Source organism: Streptomyces mobaraensis (assembly GCF_020099395.1).
GTDB lineage: Bacteria > Actinomycetota > Actinomycetes > Streptomycetales > Streptomycetaceae > Streptomyces.
Map to the genome: position 1 here is coordinate 1804696 of NZ_CP083590.1, position 12618 is coordinate 1817313.

General features: G+C 74.2%; 10 protein-coding genes. 2 read left to right on the forward strand and 8 right to left on the reverse strand.

Going from position 1 to position 12618, the window contains the following annotated elements:
- Positions 1–175: 175 nt before the first annotated feature.
- Entirely contained in the window at positions 176–1642 is a 1467-nt protein-coding gene (locus tag K7I03_RS07490; RefSeq protein ID WP_185943252.1) for an MFS transporter, read from the reverse strand.
- 71 nt (positions 1643–1713) lie between these two features.
- Between K7I03_RS07490 and K7I03_RS07495 the strand changes: the two genes are divergently transcribed.
- Positions 1714–3171, forward strand: coding sequence for a GlxA family transcriptional regulator (locus tag K7I03_RS07495; RefSeq protein WP_398856741.1), 1458 nt, complete (start codon positions 1714–1716; stop codon positions 3169–3171).
- A gap of 420 nt (positions 3172–3591) precedes the next feature.
- On the opposite strand, the gene K7I03_RS07500 is transcribed toward K7I03_RS07495, so the two are convergent.
- The 4 genes from K7I03_RS07500 to K7I03_RS07515 form a co-directional block, all read right to left on the reverse strand.
- The gene (locus tag K7I03_RS07500; protein WP_185943253.1) at positions 3592–6315 is read right to left on the reverse strand and encodes a polynucleotide kinase-phosphatase; all 2724 of its coding nucleotides are present in this window, start codon (positions 6313–6315) and stop codon (positions 3592–3594) included.
- Positions 6312–7823: a 3' terminal RNA ribose 2'-O-methyltransferase Hen1 gene (locus tag K7I03_RS07505; protein WP_185943254.1), complete on the reverse strand. Its 1512-nt coding sequence runs from the start codon at positions 7821–7823 to the stop codon at positions 6312–6314. Before K7I03_RS07505 ends, K7I03_RS07500 begins: the two co-directional genes overlap by 4 nt.
- A 70-nt stretch (positions 7824–7893) precedes the next feature.
- Positions 7894–8805, reverse strand: coding sequence for a homocysteine S-methyltransferase (gene mmuM, locus K7I03_RS07510; protein WP_185943255.1), 912 nt, complete (start codon positions 8803–8805; stop codon positions 7894–7896).
- 220 nt (positions 8806–9025) lie between these two features.
- Positions 9026–9949, reverse strand: a complete 924-nt coding sequence (locus K7I03_RS07515) for an LLM class F420-dependent oxidoreductase (RefSeq protein WP_185943268.1) — start codon at positions 9947–9949, stop codon at positions 9026–9028.
- Positions 9950–10196: 247 nt separating this feature from the next.
- Here K7I03_RS07515 and K7I03_RS07520 point away from each other — a divergent pair, with 247 nt between their 5' ends.
- Positions 10197–10394: a hypothetical protein gene (locus tag K7I03_RS07520; RefSeq protein ID WP_185943256.1), complete on the forward strand. Its 198-nt coding sequence runs from the start codon at positions 10197–10199 to the stop codon at positions 10392–10394.
- A gap of 59 nt (positions 10395–10453) precedes the next feature.
- Here the strand turns inward: K7I03_RS07520 and K7I03_RS07525 are convergent, their stop codons facing one another.
- The 3 genes from K7I03_RS07525 to K7I03_RS07535 form a co-directional block, all read right to left on the reverse strand.
- Positions 10454–10912 carry a DUF6099 family protein gene (locus tag K7I03_RS07525; RefSeq protein ID WP_004948109.1) on the reverse strand — a complete coding sequence of 153 codons (459 nt, stop codon included), beginning with the start codon at positions 10910–10912 and terminating at the stop codon, positions 10454–10456.
- A gap of 117 nt (positions 10913–11029) precedes the next feature.
- Positions 11030–11416, reverse strand: coding sequence for a nucleotide pyrophosphohydrolase (locus K7I03_RS07530; RefSeq protein WP_185943257.1), 387 nt, complete (start codon positions 11414–11416; stop codon positions 11030–11032).
- Positions 11413–12618, reverse strand: a complete 1206-nt coding sequence (locus K7I03_RS07535) for an AAA family ATPase (RefSeq protein ID WP_185943258.1) — start codon at positions 12616–12618, stop codon at positions 11413–11415. Before K7I03_RS07535 ends, K7I03_RS07530 begins: the two co-directional genes overlap by 4 nt.

Sequence of the window (12618 nt, forward strand, 5' to 3'; positions counted from 1 at the left end):
CGGCGGCGGAGGGCGCACGGCGGAGAAACGTCAGGCACGGGCCTCGCGGCGGGGGAACGTCAGGCACGGGCCTCGCGGCGAGGGAACGTCAGACACGGGCCTCACACCAGAGGAACCTCAGACACGGGCCTCGCGGCGAGGGAACGTCAGGCACGAGCCTCACACCAGAGGAACCTCAGACACGGGCCTCGCGGCGAGGGAACGTCAGACACGCGGCGAGGGCGAGCGCGGCCGTCACCGCCGCGAACACCCAACCCGCGCGGAGGGTGCCCAGACCGAGGCGGTGGGCGCCGCCGCCCAGCGCGACGAGCACGGCCACGCCGAGGGCCGTGGCGCCCTGCCGGGACACCATGAGGACACCCGACCCCAGGGATATCCGGTTCTCCGGCAGCCGCCCGGCCGCCGCGAACATCACCGACTGGCAGAGCGCCGTGCCGATACCCGCGAGGAACAGTCCGGGCAGGACCGTCGCGGCGTAGCGCGGATCGCCGTTCACGGCGGTCAGCCACCACAGCGGGGCGGCCGTGAAGCAGACCGCGCCCAGAGCGGCGGCCCCCCGCTCCCCGAGCGCCCGGACGATGCGGCCGGACAGGGAGGAGATCACCAGTACCGTGCAGGGCCAGGGAGCGAGGGCGAGTCCGGAGCGCTGCACCGACCAGCCCCAGACGTCCGAGCAGAGCACGGACGCGGCGAGCAGCATCGCCGAGTACGCGAGGAAGTAGCTGAACAGGCCGAGGGTGGCGGCCGTAAAGCCCCGGGTGCGGAACAGCGCCGGATCGACGACCGGCTCGGGGACGCGCCGCACGTGCCGGACGCCGAGCGCGGTCGCCACGATCCCGGCGGCGAGCACGCCGAGCGTGGCGGGCGACGTACGGCCCCAGTCGCCGGCCTCGACGACGGCGGTCGTCAGGGCGCCGACCGCGACGAACACCAGCGCCGTCCCCGGCGGGTCCCAGCTGCGCCGGGCGGCCGGGGCGGGACGCGGCAGCAGGCGGACGCCCGCCACCAGGGCGGCCAGGACGACAGGGACGTTGATGAGGAAGACCCACCGCCAGTCGGACGCCGCCAGCAGCCCACCGAGCATCGGACCGGCGCTGGCCGCCACGGCGCTGATGGCCGTCCAGACGCCGACGGCCGTGGCGCGTTCGGCGGCGGGGAACGCGGGCAGCGCGAGGGAGAGGGAGGTGGGGACGAGCACGGCCGCGCCGACGCCCTGCACGACCCGGGCGGCGACCAGCCAGCCGAGCCCGGGCGCGAGACCGCAGCCGACGGAGGCCAGCCCGAACACGGTGAGGCCGAGGAGGAACGACCGCCGCCGGCCGAGGACGTCGGCCAGCCGCCCGGCCGGGATCAGCAGCGCCGCGAGCACGATGGTGTACGCGTTGAGCACCCAGGAGAGCCCGGCCGCCGAGGCCGAGGGGAAGTCCTCGCCGATCACCGGGAAGGCGACGTTGATCGCCGAGACGTCGAGGACGGCGAGGAACTGTGCGGCCGACGCGACGGCGAGGACCAGCCAGCGGCGGGGATCGGCTGGGGCGACGCGGGGCTCGGGGTGGGGGTCGGAGTGGAGTTCTGAGTGGGGTTCTGCGTGGGCTTCGGACGGAGGGGCGAGCGGTTTCACGTGCTCCGGAAGGGACTTCATGCACCCCAGCATCGGGAGGGCGGCGCACCGCCACGAGTGGCAGCAATGACAATGCCCGGTACATTACTGCCATGCCCTCGATCGCCGTGGCAGCCACTGACGGCATGCCGTTCTTCGAATTGGCCATTCCCTGCCATGTGTTCGGGACCGACATCTTCGGCAGCGGCGGGGTCCTGGGGTGGGGCGGGGGATTCGGGCCGGGTGAAGCGTCCGGGTTTGGTGACGTGTTCGGGTCGGGCGGCGGATTCGGTGCGGGTGGAGCCTTTGAGCCGGTTGGCGACTCCCAGCCAGGTAGCGGCCGCCGGCCGGACCGGACCCTCGCGGCAAGCGGTGGTTGCGGGCCGGACCGGACCCTCTCGGCAAGCGGTGGTTGCGGGCCGGACCGGACCCTCTCGGCAGGTGGTGACCGTGAGCCGGGCCGGACCCCCGGCGGGCCGGGGGGCGCCGTCATCGCGAGCGCCGACGCCGGAGCAGGTGCCGGTACTCGCCGGGCCCGCGGCGGGGGGCCGGGCGATGCCGCCGGCCTGGTCGGCTTCAGCCTCGACTCCGGCCTCGACTCCGGCCTCGGCTCCGGCCGACCGGAGGACTCGCGCGGCCCGGACGGCTCCCGCGCGGACGGCTCCCGCGCGAGCGAGGCCGGGCGCGACCGCCAAGCGGCTCCCGACGGCTGGTACGACCTGCGCGTCTGCGCCGTCGGTACGGCGGAGGACGACGCGCGCGCCCGCTCGTGGTTCCGCGCGCGGACCCCGCACGGCGTCGACGACCTCGTCACCGCGGACACCGTCCTCGTCCCGGCCTCCGCCGACGTGTACGGCGACCCGCCAGGCGAGTTGGTGGACGCCCTGCGCGAGGCGCACCGGCGGGGCGCGCGGGTGGTGTCCCTGTGCTCGGGCGCGTTCACGCTCGCGGCCACGGGACTGCTGGACGGCCGGACGGCGACGACGCACTGGGGGTACGCGCGGCTGCTCGGCGAGCGCTACCCGGCGGTGCGGGTGGACCCGTCCGTGCTCTACGTCGACCACGGTGACGTCATCACCGGCGCGGGAGCGACCGCGAGCATCGACGTCTGCCTGCACCTGGTCCGCCAGGACTTCGGTGTCGAGGCCGCGAACGCGGTGGCCCGCCGGCTGGTCGCGCCTGCCCACCGGCCCGGCGGGCAGGCGCAGTTCATTCAGGCGCCGTTGCCCGAGCGGACGGACGAATCCCTGGCCCCCCTCCTCCACTGGGCCGCGCAGCGGCTCGCCGAGCCCCTGACCGTCGCCGACCTCGCCCGCCGGGCGCACACCAGCCCCCGCACCCTCATCCGCCGCTTCCACGCGGCGACCGGGACGACGCCCATGCAGTGGCTCCAGGCCCAGCGCATCGCGCGGGCCCGGGAGTTGCTGGAGGCGAGCGACGCGTCCGTGGACCGCGTGGCCGAACTCTGCGGCCTGGGCACGGCGGCCAACCTCCGGCGCCGCTTCACCAAGGCGGTCGGCGTCCCGCCGAACGACTACCGGAGAACGTTCCGGGCCCGGCGGGCGGCGTAGGCCCTCCACGCCGGGCGAAACCGCCGAACGTGCCACCCGGAAAACGTGCCGGACGGGCTGATATCCAGCCTGTCCGGCGCTTGAGGACGAGCGGCGAAGCCGCGACAAGCGGGGTCTGGGGCGCAGCCCCAGGAAACTGGGGGCACCTCCCAGCGGTAGCTGGGGGAGAAAGGGCGGGGTTGGGGCCCTCACCCCCGCCCCCCACCGGACCGCACCACACCGCACCGCACCACACCGCACCGCAAGCATCCGGACGTTCCGGCGGCCGGCGACACGTCCACCTCGGTACGTCCCCTCGGGAGCGCGCACCGGCGAGACGAACCGATCCGTGTCGCCGGCCGTCCGCCGTAACGCCCGTCCGGCACGGCCGGCGACACGGACGGCCCGTACGGCCCCCACCCGCACCCCGCCCCCGTCGCCTCACAGCCGCGGGTCGACCGGCTCCGACTCCAGGGCCAGCACCGCGAACACCGCCTCGTGCACCCGCCACAGCGGCTCCCCGTCGGCCAGCCGGTCCAGGGCCTCCAGACCCAGCGCGTACTCGCGGAGGGCCAGCGACCGCTTGTGGCCGAGGTGGCGGTTGCGGAGGCGGGCGAGGTTGTCGGAGCGGGTGTACTCGGGGCCGTAGATGATCCGCAGGTACTCCCGGCCCCGGCACTTGACGCCCGGCTGGACCAGGCCGCCATCCTCCTTGCGGAGGTAGGCCTGGAGGGGCTTGACCACCATGCCCTCGCCGCCCTCTGCCGTGAGGTCCAGCCACCACCGGACGCCGGCGGCCACGGACGCCTCGTCCTCCGTGTCGACGACGAGCCGGCGCGTGGGGGCGAGGACGCGGTTGGCCCACGGACGGCGGAGGCCGCAGGGCTGGTTGACGAGCGCGGCGCCGGTCTCCTCGTCCTCGATCATCCGGTCGATCATGCCCAGTTGCTCGTCGTGCGGCAGCCGGGCGAGGGACCGGCCCTCGGCGGCCAGTATCTGGAACGGCGCCAGCCGTATGCCGTCGAGCCCGTCCGTCCGCCGGGTGCCGGCGGGACGCGGCAGTTCGTCGGGGGACGGCTCGCCGGGCCAGCCGCGCGTGGTGTCGCCGACGGGCCAGCAGTACCGTCCGTACGCCTCCGTGAACGCCGTCGCGTCCGCAGCGCGTTCGCGCTGGTGCCCGAGCAGGCCGTCGACGTCCACGCCGCGGGCCGCCGCGCTCTCCAGCGCGGCCAGCGCGGCGGGGAAGACGGCACGGGAGGCGGCGCCCACGGCCGCGTACTGGTTCCGGAGGAGCCCGCCCGCCTTCAGGGACCAGGGCATCAGCTCGGCGTCCAGCAGCAGCCAGTCCGTGCCCAGCTCCTGCCACAGCCCGGCGCCGCCGACGCTCCCCGCCACCCGGGTCAGCAGCCGCCGCGCGGTCTCCTGGTCGTCGAAGAACGGCCGGCCGGTGCGGGTGAAGATCGCCCCCGGCACACCTTCCGGTGTGTGGAACCGCTCATGGGCCGTCTCCGCGTCGCGGCAGACCAGGACCACCGCCCGCGACCCCATGTGCTTCTCCTGGCAGACGACCTGCCGGACCCCTTCCGCGCGGTAGGCGGCGAACGCCTCGGCCGGGTGCTCCAGATAGCCGTCCTCGCGGGAGGTGGCACAGGGCGCCATCGTCGGCGGCAAATACAGCAGTTGGCGGGGGTCCACGGAGAATCGGCTCATCACCTCAAGCGCCGCCGCGGCGTTCTCCTCCTTCACGGCGAGCCGGCCCATGTGCCGGGTCTCGACCACGCGGCGCCCGGTGACGTCGGCGAGGTCGAGGGGCCGGCCCTCGCTGCCGCCCGGCGCGTCCTGGGCCAGCGGCCTGGCCGGCTCGTACCAGACCCGTTCGGCGGGCACGTCCACCAGTTCGCGCTCGGGCCAGCGCAGCGCGGTCAGCTTGCCACCGAAGACGGCACCGGTGTCGAGGCAGATGGTGTTGTTGAGCCACGTGGCACTGGGGGTGGGGGTGTGGCCGTAGACGACGGCGGCCCGGCCGCGGTAGTCCTCGGCCCATGGGTAGCGCACGGGCAGGCCGAACTCGTCGGTCTCCCCCGTCGTGTCGCCGTACAGCGCGTGCGAGCGGACCCGGCCGGAGGTGCGGCCGTGGTACTTCTCGGGCAGACCGGCGTGGCAGACCACGAGCGCCCCGCCGTCCAGCACATAGTGGCTGACCAGCGACCGGATGAAGGCGTGGGCGCGCTCCCGGAACTCCGGTTCCTCCCGCTCCAGTTGCTCGATCGTCTCCGCCAGGCCGTGGGTGTGCCGGACGGTGCGACCGGACAGGTGGCGGCCGAGCTTGTTCTCGTGGTTGCCGGGGACGCACAGGGCGTGCCCGGCCTCGACCATGCCCATCGCCAGGCGCAGCACGCCGGGGCTGTCCGGGCCGCGGTCGACCAGGTCGCCGACGAACACGGCGGTGCGCCCCGCCGGGTGGACGGCGTCCACCGGCCGGCCCCGGTCGTCGCGCTCGACGCGGTAGCCGAGCCGGTCGAGCAGACTCTCCAGCTCGGCGCGGCAGCCGTGCACGTCGCCGATGATGTCGAAGGGGCCGGTGAGGTGGCGCAGGTCGTTGAAGCGGCGCTCGCGGACGATCTCGGCGGCCTCGATCTGCTCCGTGCCGCGCAGGACGTGCACCTTGCGGAACCCCTCGCGCTCCAGGTGGCGGAGGGAGCGGCGGAGCTCGCGCTGGTGGCGCTGGATGACGCGGCGCGGGAGCGCGGCCCGGTCGGGACGGGCGGCGTTGCGCGCGGCGCAGACCTCCTCGGGAACGTCGAGGACGATCGCGACCGGCAGCACGTCGTGCTCACGGGCGAGCCGGACAAGGTGCTTGCGCGCTTCCGGCTGGACGTTGGTGGCGTCCACCACGGTGAGCCGCCCGGCGGCGAGCCGTTTGCCCGCGATGTAGTGCAGGACGTCGAAGGCGTCCGCGGTCGCCGCCTGGTCGTTGGTGTCATCGCTGACCAGCCCCCGGCACGTGTCGGAGGACAGCGTCTCGGTGGGCGCGAAGTGCCGGGCCGCGAAGGTCGACTTGCCGGAGCCGGTGGCACCGACGAGGACCACGAGGGAGAGGTCGGGCACAGCGAGGGTGCGCACCCCCGCGTCCGGTGCGCTGTGCGGGGTGACGGTGGTGCTCATGCGGCCTTCGCCTCCTTCGGGGTCGTGTCGGGGCTCGCGTCGCGAGTCGTGCCGCGAGTCGTGTCGTGAGTCGTATCGCGCCGGAAGACCGCCATCTGGGTCGGGGGGCCGACCTCGGGGTCGTCGGGGCCCACGGGGTGGAACTCCGCCCGGTAGCCGTACCGCTCGGCCACCGCGCCGGCCCAGCCGCGGAACTCCTCGCGCGTCCACTCGAAGCGGTGGTCCGCGTGCCGGACGTGCCCGGCGGGCAGGGACTCCCAGCGGACGTTGTACTCCACGTTCGGGGTGGTGACGACGACGGTCCCGGGGCGCGCGGCGCCGAACACCGCGTGCTCCAGCGCCGGCAGCCGCACCAGGTCGACGTGCTCGACGACCTCGCTGAGGACGGCGGCGTCGTAACCGGCCAGGCGCCGGTCGGTGTAGGCGAGCGAACCCTGGAAGAGGCGCACGCGCGCGGCCTGCCGCTCGTGCATCCGGTCCAGGCGCAGCCTCCGCGACGCCTCCCGCAGCGCGCGCACCGACACGTCGACGCCCACGACCTCGGTGAACCGGGGGTCCTTGAGCAGCTCCCCCACCAACTGCCCCTGTCCGCACCCCAGGTCGAGCACGCGGGCGGCACCGGCGGTGCGCAGGGCGCCGACGATGGCCTCGCGCCGCCGGACGGCCAGCGGCACCGGCTTCTCCTCGGTGTCCACCGTCTCGTCCACGGCGTTGTCGAGCTCCTCGGCCTCCGTGCCCTCGGCCTCGGCGAGCCGGGCCAGGGCGAGCCGTTCGAGAGCGTCCCGGGCGAGGGAACGGCGGCGGGCGAGGAACCGGTCGGCGATCAACCGCCGCTCGGGATGGCCGGCCAGCCATCCCTCACCGGAGCGGAGGAGCTTGTCCACCTCGTCCGGGGCGACCCAGTAGTGCTTGGCGTCGTCCAGCACCGGCAGCAGCACGTAGAGCTGCCGCAGCGCGTCGGCGAGCAGCTGCTCGCCCTCCAGCACCAGCGCGACGTAGCGGGAGTCCCCCCACTCCGGGAACCGCTCGTCCAGCGGCAGCGGCCGTGCCGTCACCGTCCAGCCGAGCGGCGCGAAGAGGCGCTCCACCAGCCCGGCCCCGCCGCGCGCGGGCACCACGGGCAGCTCGATCCGCAACGGCAGGCGCCGGTCGACGAGTTCGGGCCGCGCGGCGCACTTCCCCTTCATCGCGCTGGAGAAGACGCCGCCCAGGACCACGGCCAGCAGGGAGGATGCGGCGTAAGGCCGGTCGTTGACGTACTGCGCCAGCGCCGCGTCGGGCGCGCCCCCGCGTCCCTTGCCGCCGCCCCGCCGGACGAGCGCCACGGGGTCCACCTCCAGCAGCAGCGCCGCCGTGCAGCGCTCCGCCGTCGCCTCCGGGTAGAAGACGTGCGCGGTGCCATGGGAGGTCGAGAACCGCTGCGCCCGCCCGGGATGCTTGTGCAGCAGGAAACCCAGGTCGGTCGCGGGAACGTCGTCATGGCCGGTGGTAGTGAGAGTGAGGAACACGCGTCCGAGTATCGCCGCGGGCCGGCCTCCTTCCCCACCCGTTTTCCGACCGCCTCCCGCCGGCGGCCCCTCAGTCCCGCCCCGCCATCCGGGCGGCCAGCTCCGCGATCCGCTCCGGCCCGACGCGGCAGCAGCCACCGATAAGCCGCGCCCCCGCGGCCAACCAGGCGTCCACCCGCCCGGCGTCGAAGGCGGGCCGCCCCCGCCACCGCCGTTCCTGGTCATCCCACCCCTCCCCACTGTTCGGATACACCACGACCGGCTTCCCGGTCACTCGCGCCGCGACCCGCACGGCCTCCTCCACCTCGCCCGGTTCACAGCAGTTGACGCCCACGGCGACGACCTGGTCGTTCCCCGCGGCGAGCGCGAACGCCTCCCCCAGCGGCTGCCCGGCCCGGGTCCGCCCGCCGGCGCAGCTGTACGACAGCCAGACCGGCACCCCGCACCCGCGCACGGCCCGCAGCAGCGCCCGCCCCTCGTCGGCGTCCGGCACCGTCTCCAGCGCCAGGACGTCCGGCCCGGCCGCGGCCAGCACCTCGATCCGCGGCCGGTGGAAGCGCTCCAACTCCGCCACCCCCAGCCCGTACCGCCCCCGGTACTCACTGCCGTCCGCGAGCATCGCCCCGTACGGGCCGACGGACGCGGCGACCCACACCTCCCGCTCCCCCTCGGCCGCCGCCCGCCGCGCCAGTGCGACGCCGCGCCGCAGCAGCCCGGCGGCCTCCTCCCGGCCGACACCCCGCCGGGCGAACCCTTCGAAGGTGGCCTGGTAGCCGGCGGTGATGAGCACCCGCGCCCCCGCCCATACATAGGCCCCGTGCGCCCGCTCGATCTGCTCCGGCCCGTCCATCAGCAGCCGGGCCGACCAGAGCGCGTCGGACAGGTCGCAGCCCTGCGCCTCCAGTTGGTTGGACAGCCCGCCGTCGAGGACGAGCGGCCCGCGCGCGAGCGCGGCGGCGAGCGGTGTGCGGGGTGGGGTCATCGCGTACGGTCCTCGTCCTCCGAGCTCTTCCGGCGCACCGGCTCTTCCGGCGCACCGAGCGCTTCCGTCCTCCGGCGCGTCCGGCCCTCCGGCTGGTCCGATGCACCAGCGCCTCCGATGCTCCGGACCCTTCCGGCGTATCCGACTCTCCGGTGCTCCGGGCGCTTCCGGTACTTCGCCCGCCGTTCCTTCCTTCCCTTTCCTTTCCGTCCTTCCGCTCTCAGCCCAGCTGCGCCTGGACCTCGGCGGAGATCAGTTCCAGGTGGTCGAGGTCGTCCAGGTCCAGAATCTGGAGGTAGACCCGGGACGCCCCGATCTCCGCGTACCGGCCGATCTTGTCGACCACCTGGGCCGGGGACCCCGCCAGGCCGTTGGCCTTGAGCTCGTCGACCTCCCGTCCAATGGCCGCCGCCCGCCGTGCCACCTGGGCGTCGTCCTTGCCCACGCACACCACCAGGGCGTTGGAGTACACCAGGTCGTCCGGCTTGCGCCCCGCCTCCTCCGCGGCCGCCCGCACCCGTCCGAACTGCCGCTCACTGTCCGCCACGGACGCGAAGGGGACGTTGAACTCGTCGGCGTAGCGGGCGGCGAGCCGCGGTGTCCGGGACGCCCCCAGGCCACCGATCAGCACCGGCACCTTGGTCTGGGCGGGCTTGGGCAGGGCCGGCGAATCGGCCAGCCGGTAGTACTCACCGTCGAAGTCGAACGTCGCGCCCACCTCCGTCTCCCACAGTCCCGTGACGATCGCGAGCTGCTCCTCCAGGCGCCCGAACTTCTCCTTGGGGAAGGGGATGCCGTACGCCGTGTGCTCCGCCTCGTACCAGCCCGCGCCCAGTCCCAGCTCGACGCGGCCGCCCGACATCCGGTCGACCTGTGCCACCTGGATGGCCAGCACGCCCGGCAGCCGGAAGGTACCCGCGGTCATCAGCGTCCCGAGCCGGATCCGCCGGGTCTCCCGGGCCAGCCCGGCCAGGGTGATCCAGGCGTCGGTCGGGCCGGGCAGTCCGTTGGAGGAGCCCATGGCCAGATAGTGGTCGGAGCGGAAGAAGGCGTCGAAGCCGAGGTCCTCGGTGGCCTTGGCGACGGTGAGGAGGGTGTCGTAGCTCGCCCCCTGCTGGGGCTCGGTGAAGATGCGCAGGTCCATACGGTCCATCCTGCACCTTCGAACACAGGTCAACGCACCGCCCCCGCGCCGCCGCACTGGCCCCTGTCGGGTGAATCTCCCCCGCTCTCACCTGCCGTCCGGGCACCGGCCAGTGTCCGGCCCGCACGGTGATCGTTGGCTTCGGCGGAGCCGGACCGCCCGGCCCGCGCACCGGTTTTCCCCGCCGGAGGCGACGACCGCGACACCGCTCCTCCAGCCTGGAGGAGCCCAGGGCCGAGGAGGCCGTATGCACCAGGAAGCCGTGCCCGCCGAGGCGGTGCCCCAACAGGCCGCTTCCCCACGCCAGGACCCACCCAAGGGCCTGCTGCAACAAATGGAGGAGCTGATGGCGGCGCTGAACGCCGATCTGTCGCAACTCGACGCCGACCTGCAGTCCTCGGCCGAGCGGCCCGCGCCCGCACGCGAGGACACCGCCGACGGCTGATCCCCCGTATCCCGCTCCGTGCCTCCGGCCGCGCCCCGGCCGGAATCCCCCGCCGTACCTCATGCGGCGCCCCCTCTCTCCCGCAGGGCGAGCCGTCTCAGCAGCCCGCCCACCCGGTCCCCGGTCTCGTCGGCCGCGTCTATGGCTTCGATGCACTGCCAGTAGAGGCCGTCCTCCTCGCAGGCACAGGCCACGCCGACCAGGGCGATACCCACGTCACCGAGGAGCGCGGCGAGGCCCGTCAGCACCCCCCAGGGGTCGCGGACGGCCGAGAGCCGCGCCGCGCGTAAGCCTCCGGAGCGCAGGGCGACCTGCCGCAGCGCCCCGGAGGCCCGGCCGCCGGCCTCGCTCAGCCCGCACGCCGCGGCCCGCGCCTCGAAGGGACCGTGCGCGGCCAGGTGACCACCCACAGCCTGGGCCAAGGCTTGGGTCTGCCATGCCTCGGCGACGATGTCCTGCATCGTCCTGGCTTCGGCCAGGGCGAGCCGGGTGGCCTCGATCAACCGCAGTGCGTCCATTGCCGGTCCCCCAGTTTCCGCCTGTGCGCTCTCACTACCCAGAGTGATGACTAACCGCCGGAAAAGCCAGGGGAATTCAGAAATCTGTGGATACCAAATCCGCTGTGGACAACTCAATCACTCCGGAGAGTGACGATCCGGCGAACCCTGACGGATGTTCGATCGCTCCTCCACTACCGGAAACCGCCGCTCGTTCCTTTCGATCTTGGCGGAGAGCGCGGCCAGGACGTCGACCCCCAACACGTCGCAGAACTGCAGGAGATAGGCGAGCACGTCCGCGACCTCGTCCTTCACCCGTTCCGCCGTGCCTGAGTCCGCCATCACACGCGCGGATTCCTCGGGCGTCAGCCACTGGAAGATCTCCAGGAGTTCGGACGCCTCGACGCTGAGCGCCGCCGCGAGGTTCTTGGGAGTGTGGAAGGGCTGCCAGTCGCGCGCGGCGGCGAAGTCCGCCAGCCGGCGCCGCAGGGCGTCGAGGTCCTGGACCCCGTGGTGCTCGGTCATGCCTCCAGGTCTACCATCGAGACCCCCGGCAGCCCCGACGCCACCTCTGCCATCTCCCGCCCCACCGTGCCCACCAGCCTGATATGCCCCCTCTCGCACATCCGCGCCGCCAGTTCCACCAACTCCCGTGACTGGCAAGGGTCGAGGCACCGGTCCAGACCGTCCGCCAGCACGGTGAGCGTCTGCAGGGCGGACAGCACCTCGGCGGCGGGCTCCACCGCGAGTACATCGGGTCCCGTCAGTAACACCAAGCACAAGGCCAGATAACGCAGTTCGCCGTCCCCAAGCCGTTCCAGCGCGGTCTCGACCTCCGTACCCCGCGCCAGGACGGCCCGGACGAAGCCGCCGTCCAGCCTCCGTGCCTCCACCCCCTCGACCCGGCCCCGGCAGCCCGCGTCCGCCGCCTTCACCAGGGCCGCGTGCCGGATCGAGCACTCGCTCGCCGTACGGCCCAGCACGGCGGCAACGTTGTCACAGGCGCTCCGCAGCCGGCCGTCCCGTGCGGCGACGGGCGTCCGCATCAACTCGGGCCGGGGGTCACACGGAAAAACGGAGCGCAGGGCGACGACGACCTGCTCCGCGGCGTCGAGCACCAGCCGCTGCCCCGCCGTCTTGCCCGCCACGCGCAGCGGCAGGAGCGCGGTGCCCAGCCGGTCGTCCGGCAGGGGCGCCCGGGTGACCGGAACCGCTCCGGCCGTGTGCCACGCCGCCTCCACCGTCGGCAGCCCGGGGTCGCGCAGCGCCGTGGTCAACAGCGTCCGCCCGCCGCCCGTCAGGCGCTCGCCGACCACCCGGACCTCCGGTTCCGCCTGTACGGCCAGGTCCAAACGGACCGGACCGACGGGTCCGTCGACCGTGCAGCCGATCCGGAACCCCCGCCTCCCCTGCGCGTCCGGGCGGGCCCGGTGCGGAACGCAGGCCGGGGCCCCGCCCGCCACCGGCGCGAGGGCCTCGGCCAGCCCGTCGCCTCCCGCGAGCCGGGCCAGCACCTCGTAGGCCTGGAGCACACTGGACTTCCCGCTGCCGCTGGCGCCCCGGAAGAGGGTCAGCGGAGCCAGCGCGAAGCCGGCGTTGCGGTGCGACTTGAAGGCGGAGAGCCGCAGTTCGGTGACGGCGGGACGCCGGGGCGGCTGCGCGGCGGCGGGCCCGGCGCCGCGCGCGTCACGCGCCTTCGCGACCGGGCCGTGGGATGCGACGGACAT

Coding starts and splice junctions, on each gene's coding strand:
- K7I03_RS07490 (WP_185943252.1), bottom strand. CDS start 1,642: ATGAAGTCCCTTCCGGAGCACGTGAAACCGCTCGCCCCTCCGTCCGAA.
- K7I03_RS07495 (WP_398856741.1), top strand. CDS start 1,714: ATGCCCTCGATCGCCGTGGCAGCCACTGACGGCATGCCGTTCTTCGAA.
- K7I03_RS07500 (WP_185943253.1), bottom strand. CDS start 6,315: ATGAGCACCACCGTCACCCCGCACAGCGCACCGGACGCGGGGGTGCGC.
- mmuM (WP_185943255.1), bottom strand. CDS start 8,805: ATGACCCCACCCCGCACACCGCTCGCCGCCGCGCTCGCGCGCGGGCCG.
- K7I03_RS07515 (WP_185943268.1), bottom strand. CDS start 9,949: ATGGACCTGCGCATCTTCACCGAGCCCCAGCAGGGGGCGAGCTACGAC.
- K7I03_RS07520 (WP_185943256.1), top strand. CDS start 10,197: ATGCACCAGGAAGCCGTGCCCGCCGAGGCGGTGCCCCAACAGGCCGCT.
- K7I03_RS07525 (WP_004948109.1), bottom strand. CDS start 10,912: ATGGACGCACTGCGGTTGATCGAGGCCACCCGGCTCGCCCTGGCCGAA.
- K7I03_RS07530 (WP_185943257.1), bottom strand. CDS start 11,416: ATGACCGAGCACCACGGGGTCCAGGACCTCGACGCCCTGCGGCGCCGG.
- K7I03_RS07535 (WP_185943258.1), bottom strand. CDS start 12,618: ATGTCCGTCGCATCCCACGGCCCGGTCGCGAAGGCGCGTGACGCGCGC.